Annotated in this window: 20 protein-coding genes; 19 read left to right on the top strand and 1 reads right to left on the bottom strand. The window is 29.2% G+C overall.

The window, feature by feature from the left end:
• The first annotated feature begins 43 nt into the window (after positions 1-43).
• The 18 genes from VJI77_RS04410 to fabZ all read left to right on the top strand — a co-directional run bounded on the left by VJI77_RS04410 (position 44) and on the right by fabZ (position 15,775).
• The gene (locus VJI77_RS04410) at positions 44-1,729 is read left to right on the top strand and encodes an ABC transporter permease (protein ID WP_323988423.1); all 1,686 of its coding nucleotides are present in this window, start codon (positions 44-46) and stop codon (positions 1,727-1,729) included.
• 8 nt (positions 1,730-1,737) lie between these two features.
• A complete protein-coding gene (locus VJI77_RS04405; RefSeq protein WP_323988422.1) occupies positions 1,738-2,808 on the top strand; it encodes an ABC transporter ATP-binding protein in 1,071 nt (356 codons plus the stop codon).
• Positions 2,809-2,920: 112 nt separating this feature from the next.
• On the top strand, positions 2,921-3,505 hold the full coding sequence (locus VJI77_RS04400; protein WP_009354448.1) for a DUF3841 domain-containing protein: 585 nt from the start codon (positions 2,921-2,923) through the stop codon (positions 3,503-3,505).
• 101 nt (positions 3,506-3,606) lie between these two features.
• A complete protein-coding gene (locus VJI77_RS04395; RefSeq protein ID WP_323988421.1) occupies positions 3,607-4,053 on the top strand; it encodes a hypothetical protein in 447 nt (148 codons plus the stop codon).
• An 84-nt stretch (positions 4,054-4,137) separates the two neighbouring features.
• On the top strand, positions 4,138-4,746 hold the full coding sequence (locus VJI77_RS04390) for a hypothetical protein (RefSeq protein ID WP_323988419.1): 609 nt from the start codon (positions 4,138-4,140) through the stop codon (positions 4,744-4,746).
• A 171-nt stretch (positions 4,747-4,917) separates the two neighbouring features.
• Positions 4,918-5,436, top strand: coding sequence for a biotin transporter BioY (locus VJI77_RS04385; protein ID WP_009354570.1), 519 nt, complete (start codon positions 4,918-4,920; stop codon positions 5,434-5,436).
• A 222-nt stretch (positions 5,437-5,658) separates the two neighbouring features.
• The gene (gene acpP / locus VJI77_RS04380) at positions 5,659-5,886 is read left to right on the top strand and encodes an acyl carrier protein (RefSeq protein ID WP_009354724.1); all 228 of its coding nucleotides are present in this window, start codon (positions 5,659-5,661) and stop codon (positions 5,884-5,886) included.
• A 41-nt stretch (positions 5,887-5,927) separates the two neighbouring features.
• On the top strand, positions 5,928-6,365 hold the full coding sequence (accB, locus tag VJI77_RS04375; RefSeq protein WP_323988418.1) for an acetyl-CoA carboxylase biotin carboxyl carrier protein: 438 nt from the start codon (positions 5,928-5,930) through the stop codon (positions 6,363-6,365).
• Position 6,366: 1 nt separating this feature from the next.
• Positions 6,367-7,734: an acetyl-CoA carboxylase biotin carboxylase subunit gene (accC, locus tag VJI77_RS04370; RefSeq protein WP_323988417.1), complete on the top strand. Its 1,368-nt coding sequence runs from the start codon at positions 6,367-6,369 to the stop codon at positions 7,732-7,734.
• Positions 7,718-8,584, top strand: coding sequence for an acetyl-CoA carboxylase, carboxyltransferase subunit beta (accD, locus tag VJI77_RS04365; protein ID WP_323988416.1), 867 nt, complete (start codon positions 7,718-7,720; stop codon positions 8,582-8,584). Before accC ends, accD begins: the two co-directional genes overlap by 17 nt.
• The gene (locus VJI77_RS04360; RefSeq protein WP_323988415.1) at positions 8,584-9,501 is read left to right on the top strand and encodes an acetyl-CoA carboxylase carboxyltransferase subunit alpha; all 918 of its coding nucleotides are present in this window, start codon (positions 8,584-8,586) and stop codon (positions 9,499-9,501) included. The genes accD and VJI77_RS04360 overlap by 1 nt, the downstream gene beginning before the upstream one ends.
• Positions 9,501-10,448 carry a beta-ketoacyl-ACP synthase III gene (locus tag VJI77_RS04355; RefSeq protein WP_323988414.1) on the top strand — a complete coding sequence of 316 codons (948 nt, stop codon included), beginning with the start codon at positions 9,501-9,503 and terminating at the stop codon, positions 10,446-10,448. The genes VJI77_RS04360 and VJI77_RS04355 overlap by 1 nt, the downstream gene beginning before the upstream one ends.
• A gap of 9 nt (positions 10,449-10,457) precedes the next feature.
• Complete coding sequence (gene fabK, locus VJI77_RS04350) at positions 10,458-11,402, top strand: enoyl-[acyl-carrier-protein] reductase FabK (RefSeq protein WP_323988413.1); 945 nt, start codon at positions 10,458-10,460, stop codon at positions 11,400-11,402.
• Entirely contained in the window at positions 11,395-12,474 is a 1,080-nt protein-coding gene (locus VJI77_RS04345) for an NAD(P)H-dependent flavin oxidoreductase (protein WP_323988412.1), read from the top strand. Before fabK ends, VJI77_RS04345 begins: the two co-directional genes overlap by 8 nt.
• Before the next feature lie 4 nt (positions 12,475-12,478).
• The gene (locus VJI77_RS04340; RefSeq protein WP_323988410.1) at positions 12,479-13,375 is read left to right on the top strand and encodes an ACP S-malonyltransferase; all 897 of its coding nucleotides are present in this window, start codon (positions 12,479-12,481) and stop codon (positions 13,373-13,375) included.
• Positions 13,368-14,102 (top strand): 3-oxoacyl-[acyl-carrier-protein] reductase, encoded by a 735-nt coding sequence (fabG, locus tag VJI77_RS04335; RefSeq protein WP_323988409.1) that lies wholly within the window; start codon positions 13,368-13,370, stop codon positions 14,100-14,102. The genes VJI77_RS04340 and fabG overlap by 8 nt, the downstream gene beginning before the upstream one ends.
• Positions 14,103-14,109: 7 nt before the next feature.
• Positions 14,110-15,342 carry a beta-ketoacyl-ACP synthase II gene (gene fabF, locus VJI77_RS04330; protein WP_323988408.1) on the top strand — a complete coding sequence of 411 codons (1,233 nt, stop codon included), beginning with the start codon at positions 14,110-14,112 and terminating at the stop codon, positions 15,340-15,342.
• Position 15,343: 1 nt separating this feature from the next.
• Positions 15,344-15,775, top strand: coding sequence for a 3-hydroxyacyl-ACP dehydratase FabZ (fabZ, locus tag VJI77_RS04325; protein ID WP_009354623.1), 432 nt, complete (start codon positions 15,344-15,346; stop codon positions 15,773-15,775).
• A 20-nt stretch (positions 15,776-15,795) separates the two neighbouring features.
• Here the strand turns inward: fabZ and VJI77_RS04320 are convergent, their stop codons facing one another.
• Complete coding sequence (locus VJI77_RS04320; RefSeq protein ID WP_323988407.1) at positions 15,796-16,566, bottom strand: biotin--[acetyl-CoA-carboxylase] ligase; 771 nt, start codon at positions 16,564-16,566, stop codon at positions 15,796-15,798.
• A gap of 107 nt (positions 16,567-16,673) precedes the next feature.
• Here VJI77_RS04320 and VJI77_RS04315 point away from each other — a divergent pair, with 107 nt between their 5' ends.
• Positions 16,674-17,219: a MarR family winged helix-turn-helix transcriptional regulator gene (locus VJI77_RS04315; RefSeq protein WP_293439297.1), complete on the top strand. Its 546-nt coding sequence runs from the start codon at positions 16,674-16,676 to the stop codon at positions 17,217-17,219.
• Positions 17,220-17,241 lie beyond the last annotated feature (22 nt).

Here is a 17,241-nt window from a genome sequence, read left to right as displayed (position 1 = left end):
TATAGAGGGAGGAAACTCCCTCTTGTTAATGGAAGGTTATTTTATGCAAAAGACAGAAAGAAAATTTAGATTAGATATAAAGTGGATAATAATGCTTTCTATTGTTGCACTTTTACTTATTTTTGAAGTTTTTCCACTTTTATATCTCTTTGTTAAATCCGTATTTCCTAATGGAAGTTTTACTTTTGAGGCATTTAAAAGAGTTTATAGTTATGATGCCAATTTTATAGCTATTAGAAATACTATTGTTACTGCGGTTGCAACAACATTCTTTGGAATGTTAATCGCTTTTCCACTTGCTTTTTTAGTTGGAAGAACTAATTTATATGGCAAAAAAATATTTAGAACTATGTTTGTTATTACATATATGGTTCCTCCTTATGTAGGAGCAATGGCTTGGCTTAGACTTTTAAATCCAAGAGTTGGAACTTTAAATATGTTTCTTCAAAAGATTTTTGGATTAAGTGAACCAATCTTTAATATTTATAGTGTATGGGGAATGATTTGGGTACTTACTTGTTTTTATTATCCTTATGCTTTTATCACAATTTCTCGTGCAATGGAAAAAATGGATCCTTCTTTAGAAGAAGCTGCTAGAATTTCAGGAGCAAGTCCTTTAAAGACTTTATTTACTGTTACAATTCCGATGATGACACCAAGTTTAATCGCTGCAGGACTTTTAGTTTTTGTAACAGCCGCTTCTTGTTATGGTATTCCGTCAATAATCGGAGCTCCAGGGCAAATTCATACAGTTACAACTAGAATAATAGAGTTTGTTCATATAGGAAATGAAGAAGGTATAATAGATGCTACAACTTTAGCAGTATTTTTGATGATAATTGCAAATTTAGTTTTGTATTTTTCAACATTTGTACTAGGAAAGAAACAATTTATAACTATGAGTGGGAAATCAACAAGACCTACAATAGTTGATTTAGGAAAATGGAGATTACCTCTTACAATATTGGTTTCAATTTTTTCTTTTGTAGTAGTAATAGTTCCATTTATAACAGTTGCTCTTACTTCTATAACTATCAATATGGGTAAGCCTTTATCTGCAAGAAATATCTCATTTAGATTTTGGCAACAAATGCTAACAAGAGATAGTATATTGAGTTCTACAATAAACAGTTTAATTGCAGCTTGTGCAGCAGCATTTTTAGGGATAATAATCTCTTGTATGATGGCTTATTTGCTTGAAAGAACAAAAGTAAAGGGAAGAAAAATTCCAGACTTTTTGATAACTGTAGGTTCAGGAACTCCTAGTATTGCAATAGCACTGGCTCTAATAATGACAATGAGTGGAAAATTTGGAATAAATATTTATAATACAATTTATATTATGATAATCGCATATATGATTAAGTATATGTTAATGGGAATGAGGACTGTTGTTTCAGGAATGAGTCAGGTTCATCCTTCTTTAGAAGAGGCATCACAAATTTCAGGAGCAGGTTGGCTAAGGATGATTAAAGATGTTACAGCACCGCTTATTATGCCTTCAATTGTTGCAGGTATATTCTTAATATTTATGCCTTGTTTCTATGAACTTACTATGAGTACAATTTTGTATTCATCTCATACTAAGACGATTGGTTTTGAACTTTACAATTATCAAACATATCATAGTCAACAAATAGCAAGTGTGCTTGCTACTGCAATTTTGATTTTTGTATTGGTAGTTAACTGGATTTTAAATAAACTTACAAAAGGTAAGTTTTCAATTTAGGAGGAAAAATGTCAACAATTACTATAAAAGAATTAAGTAAATCTTTTGGTGATGTAGAAGTTTTAAAACCTTTTACAGATACTTTTAAAGATGGTGAATTTATAACTCTATTAGGACCTTCTGGTTGTGGAAAAACTACAATGTTAAGACTTATAGCTGGATTTGAAAAACCTACAAGTGGAGAAATTTTAATAGGAGATAAAGTTGTTTCAGGCGGAAAAACATTCCTTCCACCTGAAAAGAGAGGAATAGGAATGGTATTTCAATCATATGCAGTTTGGCCTCATATGAATGTTTTTGACAATGTTGCCTATCCTTTAAAAATAGCAGGAGTTAAAAAAGAAGAAATTAAAGAGAGAGTTGAAAAAGTTTTGGAAATAGTTCACTTATCTCAATATAAAGACAGAGCTCCATCAGAACTTTCAGGTGGACAACAACAAAGGGTTGCACTTGGACGTGCTTTGATTGCTAAACCTAAATTGCTTTTGCTTGATGAGCCTCTTTCAAACTTGGATGCAAAACTAAGAGAAGAAATGCGTTTTGAAATAAAGGAAATACAAAAAAGGCTTGAAATTACAGTTATTTATGTAACACATGATCAAATAGAAGCTATGACAATGAGCGATAGAATTATTTTGATTAATAAAGGTGTGGTTCAACAAATAGGAACTCCAGAAGAAATTTACAGAAATCCTGTAAATCCTTTTGTTGCAAACTTTGTTGGTCGTGTTAATTTCATCAAGGGAGTTGCAAAAGACGGCTTTGTTGAACTTGCAAATACCGGAAAGAAATTACCTTATGACGGAGATAAGACTGGAAATGTTATAGTTGCTATAAGACCGGAAGCTCTTAGAATTGATGAAAGAGATGGAACAATTGATGCTAAGCTTGTAAGTCAATTCTATCTTGGAGATGTAAATGACTGTAAGGTGGATTTGGGAAATGACAATGTAGTCAGAGTTATAGACCATGTTGAAACTTACGGAGTTTATGAAGAAAATGCAAATATCAAATTGAGAATTAAAAATTTTATGGTATTTGATGATGACGGAAAAGATTATACAAAGATAATAACTTAAGAACAGAAGCTATTGAATTTTTTCAATAGCTTTTTTGTGTATTATTTTCAATTTGATTTTTGCGGTTTAATGTAATATAATAAATTATAGAGATAAGAAGGGATGTGAATATATGGAAACTGTAAGATTATATACTAGACAAGATATTAGATCTTTAAAAGAAATTGAAGAGAAAGGTTACTTTACGAATAAAATTTCTTATGTTAAAGAAAATTTTGGAGTGATTTCTGACTATATTTTAAATTGTTATAATTATTTTGTAAAAGAGGCAAGTAAAAGAGTTCCAAAACCAGAAGAAGTTGAAATGCCGGTTTGGTGTGGAGTAAGTAATAAAAATTGTATGCCTCCAATTGAAAATTCAGTTCTATATGTTTTGGATGTTCCTAAAGAAGAAGTAATCTACTTTGACGGAGTTAAATGGGATTATGTACTCAATCATCATTATATTCCATTAGATGAAGAAGATGATAAAAAGTATAAAAAAAGATTAAAAGATAAAGGTATAGATAATGGTTTTGAGTTTTTTGAAGGAAAGTATAAGAATTTTTATCCTGAGGAAAGACAAATAGTTATAGACAGTTGGACTAGAATATTCGATATTGATGAATGGGATATTTACAGAGTTCAAGCAAACATTTGGAAGATAAAAAAAGAATGGATTTTTGCTTTGGTAAAAAAAGGAGATATTATTCCTTAAATTTAACTGTGAATATAATAAATAATTATTTTAGAATTTTTGGAAAATGCTATAATGTACATATTTTAGGTTAGACTTTGAAAAATTTCAAGGAGGATATTATGAAAAAATTTTTTAAGAAGTTTGTTTTGATTTTGCCTGTTTTTATTGCTTTGTCTGGTTGTTCTAAAAGTTCCAAAGTTGATGACGATAATACAAAAAAGCAAGTAGTTAGAAAGGCAAGTAAAGAGGTTGAAAAAATTTGTGGATATTATTATGCTTATGATTCACAAATTGTTTTAGATAATGGTGAATATTATGGTGTGCCTTGTATGTATTATAAGGCTAAACCTATAGACTTTGATAAATGTTCAAAAGAGTCCGTTAAAAAACTTCGTGGTGATTTTACGGATGATGGAAACTTTTTAGAACCGAAAATTTTTGAAGAAGATGGAAAAAAGTATTTAACAGCTAATTTTTTCCCTGAAAAGAAGTTTTGGATAAAAGACGAAAAAACCATTGTTGATGTTGAAACTAATACGGAATATAAAAAGGGTGACCCTAAATAAATATGTGAATAAAAATTGTAAGAAACTAATGCATAGTTTTTTGCCATTAGTTGTTTTTTAAAAATAAGAAGTAAGGGGGATGTTATGAAAAATAAATTTAAAATTTTATTTCTATCGTTCTTTTTATTGACTTCTTGTAGCAATGGAAGAACTAAATCGTATGAAAATAATTTTAGAAAAAATCAATATGGGAATCACGTTATTGCAGAGGCTAAGCTAGATTATTATGGAAATTTGGATGATGTTGAAAAGGAAACGGAAGTAATTGTTTTGGGTAAAAAAATAAAACAAAATCCATCTACAATAAAAAAGGATAAAGTTTATAGAGGTGTTTATGGGGCATATACAATCTCGAATTTTAAAATAGAAAAGGTTTTTAAAGGTAATTTTAAACCGGGAGATGTTATAGATGTTTATGAAAGTGCCGGAATAGATGAGGAAACTGGAAAGATTTATCATATTGCAGGATATGAGTTAATGGAAAAGGATGAGGAATATTTACTGTTTTTAAGACATTCGGAAACTGATCCATGGTATATGATATCAGGATTGAAATTTGGTAAAATTTCACTTTCAGGTAAAAAATCAGAGTTCAGAATAGAATTAGAAAAAGCAGATCATTATCCGGAAGAGTTTGAACTTGAAGGTAAAATAAGAGAAGAAGCAATAAAAAAATATTTAAAAAATAATTAAAAATTTTTAAAACGGTCTGTCAGGTGATTTTGACAGACCTTTTTTTATGTAATATAAACTTAAATTATATTAAATAAATTTTCACATTTTTAAATAATTAATAAAGAATATTGACAAAAAGATTTTTTTGTGTTCTAATTCTTATGTAAATTTATAAAGAAAGGAGAAATTATGAAGATAAGTACAAAAGAGCTTAATTTAGTAGCCTTGTTCAGTGCATTAATTGCAGTTGGAGCATTTATAAAAATTCCATTTTTACTTGTTCCAATTACATTACAAACTCTATTTGTTGTTTTATCAGCATTAGTACTAGAACGAAGATTGGCTGTTTTAAGTGTAATTGTATATATAATGATTGGACTCGTAGGATTTCCTATATTTGCGAATGGTGGTGGAATAAATTATATTTTTAGTCCAACTTTTGGATATTTGTTAGCATTTATATTTGCAACTTATTTTATTTCTAGCTTTAAGGAAAAAAATATTTATATAAGTACTGCAATTGGAATGTTAATCATTTATTTTTTTGGAATGATTTACTTTATATTTATACAATATGTTCTTAATGGAAAAGTATATTTATTTAGTTATTTATTTTATAATTTATTTTTAGTTTTTTTACCGGGAGATATACTTTCTTGTGTGGTTGCAATCATTGGATATAGAAAAATACTTAGATTAAAGAAATAGAACTTTTAACGATTTTTAAAAACAATACTCTTAGTGATTTTTTATCATATTTTAAGGGTGTTGTTTTTTATTGCTCAATTATGTGTTTTTATAAATTAATTTTCATAAAAATTTATTTTTTATAAAAATGCTTGACATTATAAAATAAATAATATATAATTTGACTGTCAAAACTTTGACTGTCAAATATTTGATAATCAAAATAAAAAAGGAGATAAAATTATGTTAGAAAAAGTTAGAGAAATTTTAGTTGAGTCATTAAATATTGAAGGAAGCGAGGTAGTTCCTACTGCAAGATTGAATGAAGATTTAGGAATTGATTCTTTATCATCTATTGAACTTGCATTGGAAATTGAGTCAGAATTCGATATAAAAATTGAAGATGAGGAATTAATGAAATTGCAAACTGTACAAGATGTAATAGACATTATTGAAGCAAAAACTAAGTAGTAAGCTAAAAAATTAGCTTACTAAATTTTTAGGAGAAATTTATGGATATTGATAAGATAAATAGTATTATTGAGTTGTTTAAAAATTCAGGTTTAGATGAAATGACTTTAGAACTTAAAGATTTTAAGATTAATTTAAAAAATAATAAAGTTGAATATGTTACTAAAGAAATTGTAAATGTTGTAGAGAAAAGTAATCCTATAAAACCTGTGATAGAAGAAAAACAATCCGATGATACTAATGGTGAATGGATTAAAGCTCCTTTTGTTGGAACTTTTTATGCTTCACCAAGTGCTAATGAGTCGCCTTATGTAAAAGTTGGACAAAAGATAAATGAAGGCGATGTTATTTGTATTTTGGAAGCTATGAAAGTTATGAATGAAATAAAGTCCAATAAGAGTGGAACTGTACTTGAAATTAAAGCACAAAATGGAAATATGGTTGAATTTAATGAGGAGCTTATCTTGATAGGAGATTAAAATGATTAGAAAGTTACTAGTTGCTAATCGTGGTGAGATAGCAGTAAGAATAATAAGAACTTGCAAAGAAATGGGCATAACATCTGTTGCAGTTTATTCAGTTGGAGATAAGGACGCACTACATGTTAATTTGGCAGATGAAGCAATATGTATAGGTCCTGATAATCCTTTACAATCATATCTTAATATGAATAATATTATTCAAGCTGCTTGTAGTAGCGGATGTGATGCAATTCATCCTGGATTTGGATTTTTAAGTGAGAATCCTAAATTTGCAAAATTAGTTGAAGAATGTGGTTTAATTTTTGTAGGCCCTAATCATAAATTGATAAGTATGTTAGGGGATAAAAATGAGGCCAGATTACAAATGATAAATATTGGAGTTCCAGTTATTCCTGGAACAAAAAATGTAATTGAAAATGCTGAGGAAGGACTTTTAGAAGCAGAAAAAATTGGCTATCCAGTTATCATCAAAGCCTCTAGTGGTGGTGGAGGTAAAGGAATGAGAATAGTTTGGAATAGTTCAGATTTTACTGAAAATTTTAATACCGCAAAGTCTGAGGCAAAAGTTAGTTTCAATGATGATAGAGTTTATATTGAAAAATATATTGAATTACCAAAACATATTGAAGTGCAAGTTTTAGGGGATATGTTTGGTAATGTAATTCATCTATATGAACGTGATTGTTCAATGCAAAGGAAAAATCAAAAAATTTTGGAAGAGGCACCTTGTCATGTTCTCGATAAAAAAATTCGAGAAAAGTTGATTGCAGATGCTGTTAAAATTTGTAAGCATTTGAAATATTATTCAGCTGGAACTATTGAGTTCCTGGTTGATAAATCAGGCAATTATTATTTTATGGAAATGAATACCAGAATTCAAGTAGAGCATCCTATTACAGAGATGATTACAGGGGTTGACATAGTAAGACAACAAATTCGTATTGCGTCAGGATTAAAGCTAAATATAAAGCAAAAGGATATAAAAATCAAAGGATATTCTATTGAGTGTAGGATAACAGCAGAAGATACTAAGAATAATTTTGCACCTTCTCCAGGTAAGATTAAGTTTTTGAATGTACCTTGCGGGAATGGAGTTCGTATTGAAACTGCTGTATATAATGACTACACAATTCCACCTTTTTATGATTCTATGATAATGAAGGTTATAACTTATGCTCCTACCAGATTAGCTTGTATTAAGAAGATGAGAGCTGCTCTTGAAGAATTATTTGTTGATGGAATAAGTACGAATATAGAGTTTCAATATTTGTTATTACATAGTCCAAAATTTATTAATGGCAGATATGATACTGGATATGTTGCAAAATATATAAAGGAGTTAAGTGAAAATGCAGAGTATATTTAATAATAGAAAAAATAAAATAAGTAAACTTAAAATTTATAGAAAAAATAATACTACATTTTTACCAAAGGAAATTCCGGATAATCTTTTTAAAGCTTGTCCAAATTGTAATGAGAATATTACTAATGAAGAGTGGGAGTCTAATTTGTATGTCTGTAGCAAATGTGGACATCATTTGAGAATTGGAGCTCCAGAGAGAATTAGAGAGCTTTGTGATATTAACTCCTTTGATGAATTTGATGCTGAAGTTACTACCTTTAATGAAGAAAATTTTTATCAATATGAAGAAAAGCTTGAAAAAGCTAAAGTAAATAGTGGAATAAATGAGGCTGTAGTTTGTGGGATTGGAGAAATTTCAGGAAAAAAAGTCGTTATTTGTGCTATGGATAGTAATTTTATGATGGGTAGTATGGGAAAAGTTGTAGGAGAAAAGATTACACGTTCCATTGAATATGCAACATTAAAAAAATTACCTTTAATCATTGTTACTGCAAGTGGTGGTGCCAGAATGCAAGAGGGAATTATTTCTTTAATGCAAATGGCTAAGACCAGCTCAGCTTTAAAAAAACATAATGATAAAGGTTTATTATATATAACTATTTTAACAGATCCAACTACAGGAGGTGTAAGTGCTAGTTTTGCAATGCTAGGAGATATTATTATTGCAGAACCCAATGCTCTTATAGGTTTTGCTGGAAAGAGAGTTATTGAAAAAACTATAAATGAAAGTTTGCCAGAAGAATTTCAAAGAAGTGAGTTCTTGTTAGAAAAAGGCTTTATAGATTTTATAGTAACTAGAAATAAATTAAAAGAAACTATACATAAACTTTTAATTTTACATGGAGTGAAGTAATGGAATATAAAGATTATGAGGTAATTATAAAGGATCTTTTAAAGAAAAAAAGTAGTGCAACAGATGAAAAAGAAAAAGAAATTTTAAGAAATAAAATAAGAAAATTTTGTTATGAAGCAAATCAGAATTTAACTTCTTGGGATAGAGTTTGTATTGCAAGAAATAAGTTTCATCCTAAAGCAGAAGATTACATTAAAAGATTATTTTCAAATTTCATTGAATTGCATGGAGATCGCTATTATGGAGATGATAAGGCTATAATTTCGGGAATTGGGATGTTTCACGACATTCCTGTTACTATAATAGCACAAGCAAAGGGAAAGACTACAGAAGAAAATATTGAAAGAAATTTTGGAATGAGTAATCCGGAAGGTTATCGTAAAGCAATTAGACTTGCAAAACAGGCGGAAAAATTTAACAGACCAATTATAACTTTTGTTGATACTGCTGGAGCTTATCCAGGAAAAGATGCAGAAGAAAGAGGACAGGCAGAGGCGATTGCTAAATGTTTATTTGAATTTTCGACAATTGAAACACCTATAATATGTGTTGTAATCGGAGAAGGTGGAAGCGGTGGAGCTCTTGCTCTTAGTGTAGGCGATAGTATTATTATGCTTGAAAATTCAATTTATTCTATTTTATCGCCAGAAGGATTCTCATCAATTTTATGGAAAGATGAAACAAAATGTAAAGAAGCTAGTGAAATGATGAAACTTACAGCTTCAGATTTAAGAGATAAAAATATTGTTGACGAAATTATAAGAGAACCTTTTGGTGGAGCACAAAATAATTTTTCCGAAGTGATAAAACTTTTAGATGAATGTATCTATAAAAAAATCAAAGAATTGAGAAAAGTTAGTAAAAGTACTTTGCTTTCTAATAGATATAAAAAATATAGGAATATTGGAGTTTATTAATGAAAATTTTAGGTTTTGGGAAAGCTGTTCCTAGAAAAATTGTTACAAATGATGATCTTTCAAAATTTGTAGAAACAAGTGATGAGTGGATTTTTCAGAGAACAGGAATAAGAGAACGTAGAATTTCCGATGAAAACACAAGTGAATTGGCATATAGATCAGCTGTTGATGCGATAAAAAATTCAAATATTGATAAAAATGAAATCGACCTAATTGTTTGTGCAACAATGACTCCGGATAATTTTACTCCATCAGTAGCATGTATGGTACAAGAAAAGTTAGGACTTGGAGATAATGTTACTGCATTTGATGTAAATGCTGCATGTACAGGTTTTGTGTATGCCTTAAAAATTGTAGCTTCTATGCTTAATACATATCATAAAAAAGCATTAATAATAGGCTGTGAAACACTTAGTAAAATAATAAATTTTGAAGATAGAAATACATGTGTTTTATTTGGAGATGGAGCTGGAGCGATTGTTGTAGAAAAAGACGAAAAGAACGAAGAATTTTATACTTGTAGTTTAGGAAATGACAAAGATCTCGTTGCAGAAAATGTAGAAATGAATTTTGAAATGAAAAATAAAGTTCTTAAATCAGGATTTTTAAAGATGAATGGTAAAGAAGTATTTAAATTTGCTATAAATGTTGTAGAAAAATCTATAAATAAAATTTTAGATATAAATAATTTAAAAATTGAAGATATTAATTTGATTATTCCACATCAAGCAAATCAGAGAATAATTAGTAATGTTGCAAAGAAACTTAATGTAGATAATGATAAATTTTTCGTTAATTTAGAAAAATATGGAAATACAAGTGCTGCAAGTGTCCCAATGGCTCTTTGTGAAGCCTTTGAATCGAAAAAAATTACAAAAGGAGATAAAGTAATTTTAGTTGGCTTTGGTGGAGGATTAACTTGGGGTTCTACAATTATTGAAATATAGGAGAAGATAATGATAAATGAAATATTAGGAATAAAATATCCGATTTTTCAAGGTGCAATGGCAAATATTTCAACTGCAGAATTTGCAGCAGATGTTAGTAATTCGGGTGCTCTTGGAATTATCGGAACTGGTGCAATGAATGCCAAAATGGTAAGGGAGTCTATAAAAAAATGTAAAGAACTTACGGACAAACCTTTTGGAGTTAATGTAATGCTTATGAATCCCTATTGCGATGAAATAATTGAGGTTATTTTAGAAGAAAAAGTTGCAGTTGTTACTACAGGAGCAGGAAACCCGGGAGTTTATGTTGAAAAATTAAAAGCTCAAGGAATAAAAGTTATTCCAGTTGTTCCAAGTGTTGCTCTTGCAAGAAGAATGGAAAGTGTTGGTGTTGATGCAGTTATAGTTGAGGGAACCGAATCTGGAGGGCATGTTGGAGAACTTTCAACAATGGCTCTCGTTCCACAGGTAGTTGATGCGATTAATATTCCAGTAATTGCTGCAGGAGGAATTGCAGACGGCAGAGGTTTTAATGCTGCTATAAGTTTGGGAGCAATTGGTGTGCAAGTAGGTACTTGTCTACTAGTTGCTAAAGAATGTCCAATACATCAAAATTACAAAAATGCTGTAATTAAAGCAAAAGATATAGACACAGTTGTTACTGGTCGTACTATAAATACACCGGTTAGAATTTTAAAAAATGATATGAGTAGAAAATTTTTACAATTAGAAAAAGAAATTTCATCAAGGGAAGAATTAGAAAAACTGACTTTAGGTTCTTTAAAAAGAGCCGTGGTTGAAGGCGATGTTAAAAATGGTTCAGTTATGCTTGGTCAAATTTCAGGTATGATAAAAGAAGAAAAAACATTGAAAGAAATTTTTGAAAATATTATGCAAAAAAGTAAAGTAGAATTTGAAAGATTAAAAAATTTAATAGGGGGAGATAATGCTTAATTCTATTAAATTAAAAGATAAAATTTTAGAAGTACCAATTATTCAAGGAGGTATGGGAGTTGGAATTTCCTTATCAAATTTAGTTGGTAATGTTATGAAAGAAAATTGTATGGGAGTTTTAAGTTTTGCTCATCCAGGCTATAATCGTAGTACTTTTATAACAAAAACTTCTGAAGATAATTTTATTGCAATGAAAGAAGAGGTTGATAAGGCTAGAAAGATTTCTGAAGGAAAAGGACTACTTGGAGTTAATATAATGGTTGCTACTTCTCAATATGCACTTTATGTTAAAGAATGTGTAAAGCTCGGTGTTGATGCAATAATTTCAGGGGCAGGTCTTCCTCTTAATTTGCCTGAATTGACTAAAGGAAGTGACGTTCTTATTGCCCCCATAGTTTCAAGTGCAAAGGCTTTAAATCTTATCATTAGAAGATGGGATCAACATCATAATAAAATTCCTGATTTTGTTGTAATTGAGGGAAGTGAAGCTGGAGGACATCTCGGATTTAAAAAAGACGATGTTCTAAATGATACTTGTGAAAGTATAGATGAAATTTTGGAACAATGTTTGAAATTAGTTGTTGATTATGAAGAAAAATATAATCAAAAAATTCCGATTTTTGTAGCTGGTGGAATTTTTACAGGAAAAGATATAGCAAAATATGTGAAACAGGGAGCGAGTGGAGTTCAAATAGGAACTAGATTTATTGCAACAGAAGAATGCGATGCCAACGAAAAATACAAAGAGATGTTTGTAAAAGCTAAAAGAGAAGATATCATTATAGTTAAAAGTCCAGCAGGATTTCCTGGAAGGGCTATAAGAAATAAATTTACAGAAAGATTGGATAGTGAGGGAAGAATTCCAGTAAGATACTGTGTTGATTGTATTTTACCATGTAATCCTAAAAATACAGTTTATTGTATAACAGATGCTCTAATTAGAGCGGTCAAAGGTGATGTGGAAAACGGATTAATATTTTCAGGAACTAATGCTTATAGAATAGATAAGATAACAACTGTTAAAGAATTAATTTCGGAATTGGTTTCTGAAGCGAATAATGAATTGAGGTGATTATATGAAGATAGCATTTTTATTTGCTGGTCAAGGGGCTCAATATGTAGGAATGGGACAAGAATTGTCAAATAGTTCGGCATTTAAAGGAGTATTTGAATATCTACCTTCAAATCTACAAAAGATTTGTTTTGAAGGTCCTGCAGAAGACTTAAATAATACTTTAAATGCCCAACCTTGTATAGTAGCAGTTTCTTTAGGAATAGCAAAAGTTTTAAAAAGTAAAGGTGTCGACTGTGAATATGCAGCGGGCTTAAGTTTAGGAGAATATACAGCTTTAGCCTATAGTGAAGCAATTTCCGTTAAAGATGTTTTAGAGCTTGTGAAGAAACGTAGTGAGATTATGTCTAATGCTGTGCCTAAAAATACAGGAATGGCTGCAATATTTAATTGTGAGGCAGAAATAATTGAAAATGTAATAAAAGATATAGAAAATTTAGAAATTGCAAATTACAATAGTCCTAAACAAATAGTAATTACTGGTAGTATGAATAGTATTGACGAAGCCATTTTGAAATTAAAGGATTTGGGATATAAGTCAAAAAAATTAAATGTAAGTGGGGCTTTTCATTCAAGTTATCTAAAAAATGCAAGTGAAGAATTATTTTCTGTATTAAAAGAAGTTGAATTTAAAGAACCTAATAAAAAAATAGTTTTTAATACTATTGGAAAGACAAGTGATGAGGATGTTAAAATCCTTTTGAAAAATCAAATAAAATCTAGTGTAAAATTCATGCAAAGCGTTGAATTTATGATTGAAAATGGAGTTGATACTTTTGTTGAAATAGGACCTGGAAAAGTATTAAGTGGCTTGGTTAAACAAATCAATCCCGATGTAAATATTTATCCTGTTGAAAGTCTTGAGTCTATTGGAAAGGTGGTTGAGTTATTAAATGAATAAGGTTGCATTGATTACTGGAGGAAGTGGAGGAATAGGTAAAGCTATTTCTATAAAACTTGCTCAAGAGGGATATGATGTAGTTATAAACTACAATTCCGACTATGAAAAGGCATTAGAAGTAAAAAAGATTTGTGAAGAATATAATGTAAAAGCTATGTTATATAAATGTAATATTTCAAAATTTGAAGAAGTTGAAGTTATGTTTAAAGAAGTTGTAAAAGAGATGGGAAGAGTCGATGTTTTAGTTAATAATTCCGGAATTACAAGAGATACATTGATTTTAAGAATGAGTGAAGAAGATTTTGACAAAGTAATAGATGTAAATTTAAAGGGCTGTTTTAATTGTATAAAAAATGTTTCAAGAATTATGATGAAACAAAAATCTGGTGTTATTGTAAATATTTCAAGTGTAGTTGGACTTTCCGGAAATATCGGACAGGTTAATTATGCAGCAAGTAAAGCAGGAATTTTAGGAATTACAAAATCTGTTGCAAGAGAATTAGTTTCACTAAATGTAAGATGTAATGCAATAGCTCCAGGTTTTATAGAAACAGAAATGACAGACAAACTTTCCGAAAATGTAAAAGAAGGAATATTAAAATCAATTCCTATGAATAAGATGGGAAGCCCTGAAGATGTAGCAAATTTAGTTAAATTTTTAGTTAGTGATGAATCAAAATATATAACTGGTCAAGTAATCAATGTTGACGGTGGAATGATAATGTAGGTGTGATATGAAAAGAAGAGTTGTTATAAGTGGATTGGGAGTTGTTTCTCCAATTGGAAATGATAAGGAAGAACTTTGGAATTCCATAGAAAATGGAAAGTGCGGAATTGATGAGATTACTTTTTTTGATACGAGCGAACATAAGGTAAAACTTGCAGCAGAAGTTAAAGATTTAGATTTTGAAAAGTATTATAATAAACGTGATTTAAAATTTAATGATCGTTTTGTAAAATTTGCAAGAATTGCTACTAAACAGGCTTATGAAGATTCAAATCTTCAAGATATTGATAGAGATAGAATGGGAGTAATTTTAGCAAGTGGAATAGGTGGAATAGAAACTATTTCAAATTGTGAAAATGTATTGAATGAAAAAGGGCCTAGTAGAGTTTCTCCATATTTTATTCCTATGGCACTAATTAATATTGCAGCAGGAACAGTAGCGATAGATTTAGATGCGAGAGGATATTGTAGTAGTGTTGTTACGGCTTGTGCAGCAGCTACAAATGCAATAGGTGAGGGATTTTTGAAAATTAGAGATGGATATTTAGATATTGTTGTCGCCGGAGGAAGTGAAGCTTCAATTACTCCGCTTGCTGTAGCTGGATTTGCCAGTATGAGAGCTTTAAGTGAAAGCACTGATAAAAATAGAGCGAGTATTCCTTTTGATAAAGAAAGAAATGGATTTGTAATGGGAGAAGGAAGTGCCGTATTAATTCTTGAAGAATTGGAACATGCCTTAAAACGTAATGCAAAAATTTATGCTGAAGTTGTGGGATATGGAAATTCTTGTGATGCTAATCATATTACAGCTCCTTTAAGTGATGGTAGTGGAGCAGGAAAAGCGATGTTAAACGCGATTAATGATGCAGGATTAGAACCAAAAGATATTGAATATATCAATGCTCATGGAACTAGTACTCCTCTAAATGATAAGTCAGAAACTTTAGCAATAAAATACGCTTTTGGAGAAAAATATAAAGATGTGCTTGTTAGTTCGACAAAATCTGCAACAGGACATTTGCTTGGTGCAAGTGGAGCCGTTGAAGCATTAATTACAACTTTAGCATTAAAAAATTCTTATATTCCTGCAACATTGAATACAAATGAAATTGATGAAGAATGTGATTTGAATATCGTAAAAAATAAAGGATTAGAAAAAAATATAAAATATGCAATGAGTAACTCTTTAGGTTTTGGTGGGCATAATGCAAGTTTAATCTTGAAAAAATGGGAGGACTAATATGGTTTATAATTCAAATGAAATTCAAGAAATAATACCACATAGATATCCGTTTTTGTTAGTTGATAGAATTGATTATATAAGTGAAGATAAAACTGAAATAATTGGGACAAAATGTGTCAGTGCAAATGAAATGCAATTTATTGGACATTTTCCAAATAAACATGTTATGCCGGGTGTTTTAATTGTCGAAGCTTTGGCACAAACAGGCTGTGTTCTATTACTTAGCAAAGAAGAAAATAAAAACAAAATTGGATATTTTGCAGGAATAAATAAAATGAGATTTAAACAAATGGTTCTGCCTGGTGATGTGCTAACTTTAAAGGTAAAACTTATGAATAACAAAGCGAATATTTATATTGCAGAAGTTTGTGCAACAGTTGAAAACAAGATTGTTTGTAGTGGAGAAATAATCTGTTCGGTTGGAAATTAAAAAACTGATATAAGTATAAGTTATCTTATACTTATATCAGAACTGATTAATTTGATGATTTTTTCTTGTTCTTGGACTATTAAAGAGCCATTATCGTCAATATCTATTGCCTTTGCATAGAATTGTTTATCATTTTGAATTACTTTAATATCTTTTCCAAGAACATAGGAATTTTCTTTATAAAGATCGATATAATTTGCTTTTTCTATAAAATATAAATCAAAAAAGTTTATTATTTCTGAAATTAATGCATTTCTTGAAATTTTAATATTTGTATGATTTTCAATAGATGTTGCGATATTTTTTAAACTTGTAGGAAATTCAAATTCTTTTACATTTATTCCTATTCCAACAATCATATTATCAATTATGTTGGTACTTAGGTTTATTTGACTTTCACAAAGAATTCCTCCAACTTTTAAATCATTTAAAATTATATCATTGACCCATTTTAGTTTTACATCTAAATTATAGATAGACTTTATTGCAGATAGAATGGCAACACTCGTTAAAATTGTGATTTTTAAAGATTCTTTGATTAAACAATTTGGATTAATTAAAATGGACATATATATTCCTACATCTTTATTGGACATAAATTGCCTATTTTTTTTTCCATAACCATTAGTTTGTTCATTACTTATTACAATAGTACCATAGTTTTTTTCATTTATCTTTGATTTTAAATACTTATTTGTTGAATCGATACTATCGAAAATTTCAATATTATGTTTATGCTTTAGATTGTTTTGAATTTCTTGTATATTTAAGTTATTTTTTAAAGTTTTCATATGCTAATTATATATAAATTTTATTAAAAATACAACTATATTGATTTTCTATATTGACTAAAGTAAAATACTATTATATACTTTTAATATAAATTGGGAGGTTAAGAATGGCTGAATGTAAAACTAGACAGACATTAAATGAATTATTGGTTGATTTATTTAATTTTATACTGTATATACAAGAAAAATATATGAAAGAAAAAGGTGTGCCTTTGACAATGTATGAAGTTCATTTACTTGAAAATGTTTCAAAAATTGAAAATAATACAATAGGTAATATTGCTGATGCTATGTTAGTTACAAAGGGAACCCTTTCAGTTAATGCTAGCAGACTTATAAAAAAAGGATATCTAACAAAATATGTAGATAAGGATGATAGAAGAGTTGTTAGAGTTGAAATAACTGATAAGGCTAGAGATATTTTAAAAATTCATGATGAATTCCACGAAAATTTAATAGATAGAGCATTAGAGGATTTGAATTTATCAGATAATGAAGTTTTAAATAAAAGTTTTGAATCTATTTTGAATTATTTTAAAACGGAATATAAAAAAATGACTCAAAAAACTGATGAACCTAAAGTTAATAAACAAAAATTTAAAAAGATTAAGAAAATAAATATGACTAAAAAGAAATTAAAATATTCTGATTAGGCTGTGAATATAGGGCTGATTT

The sequence above is a fragment of the Parvimonas sp. D2 genome (assembly GCF_035282635.1).
Taxonomy (GTDB): Bacteria; Bacillota; Clostridia; order Tissierellales; family Peptoniphilaceae; genus Parvimonas.
Note: the sequence above shows the minus strand (reverse complement) of the source record. Positions and strands in the feature narration are given on the sequence as shown.

Coding starts and splice junctions, on each gene's coding strand:
- VJI77_RS04410 (WP_323988423.1), top strand. CDS start 44: ATGCAAAAGACAGAAAGAAAATTTAGATTAGATATAAAGTGGATAATA.
- VJI77_RS04405 (WP_323988422.1), top strand. CDS start 1,738: ATGTCAACAATTACTATAAAAGAATTAAGTAAATCTTTTGGTGATGTA.
- VJI77_RS04400 (WP_009354448.1), top strand. CDS start 2,921: ATGGAAACTGTAAGATTATATACTAGACAAGATATTAGATCTTTAAAA.
- VJI77_RS04395 (WP_323988421.1), top strand. CDS start 3,607: ATGAAAAAATTTTTTAAGAAGTTTGTTTTGATTTTGCCTGTTTTTATT.
- VJI77_RS04390 (WP_323988419.1), top strand. CDS start 4,138: ATGAAAAATAAATTTAAAATTTTATTTCTATCGTTCTTTTTATTGACT.
- VJI77_RS04385 (WP_009354570.1), top strand. CDS start 4,918: ATGAAGATAAGTACAAAAGAGCTTAATTTAGTAGCCTTGTTCAGTGCA.
- acpP (WP_009354724.1), top strand. CDS start 5,659: ATGTTAGAAAAAGTTAGAGAAATTTTAGTTGAGTCATTAAATATTGAA.
- accB (WP_323988418.1), top strand. CDS start 5,928: ATGGATATTGATAAGATAAATAGTATTATTGAGTTGTTTAAAAATTCA.
- accC (WP_323988417.1), top strand. CDS start 6,367: ATGATTAGAAAGTTACTAGTTGCTAATCGTGGTGAGATAGCAGTAAGA.
- accD (WP_323988416.1), top strand. CDS start 7,718: ATGCAGAGTATATTTAATAATAGAAAAAATAAAATAAGTAAACTTAAA.
- VJI77_RS04360 (WP_323988415.1), top strand. CDS start 8,584: ATGGAATATAAAGATTATGAGGTAATTATAAAGGATCTTTTAAAGAAA.
- VJI77_RS04355 (WP_323988414.1), top strand. CDS start 9,501: ATGAAAATTTTAGGTTTTGGGAAAGCTGTTCCTAGAAAAATTGTTACA.
- fabK (WP_323988413.1), top strand. CDS start 10,458: ATGATAAATGAAATATTAGGAATAAAATATCCGATTTTTCAAGGTGCA.
- VJI77_RS04345 (WP_323988412.1), top strand. CDS start 11,395: ATGCTTAATTCTATTAAATTAAAAGATAAAATTTTAGAAGTACCAATT.
- VJI77_RS04340 (WP_323988410.1), top strand. CDS start 12,479: ATGAAGATAGCATTTTTATTTGCTGGTCAAGGGGCTCAATATGTAGGA.
- fabG (WP_323988409.1), top strand. CDS start 13,368: ATGAATAAGGTTGCATTGATTACTGGAGGAAGTGGAGGAATAGGTAAA.
- fabF (WP_323988408.1), top strand. CDS start 14,110: ATGAAAAGAAGAGTTGTTATAAGTGGATTGGGAGTTGTTTCTCCAATT.
- fabZ (WP_009354623.1), top strand. CDS start 15,344: ATGGTTTATAATTCAAATGAAATTCAAGAAATAATACCACATAGATAT.
- VJI77_RS04320 (WP_323988407.1), bottom strand. CDS start 16,566: ATGAAAACTTTAAAAAATAACTTAAATATACAAGAAATTCAAAACAAT.
- VJI77_RS04315 (WP_293439297.1), top strand. CDS start 16,674: ATGGCTGAATGTAAAACTAGACAGACATTAAATGAATTATTGGTTGAT.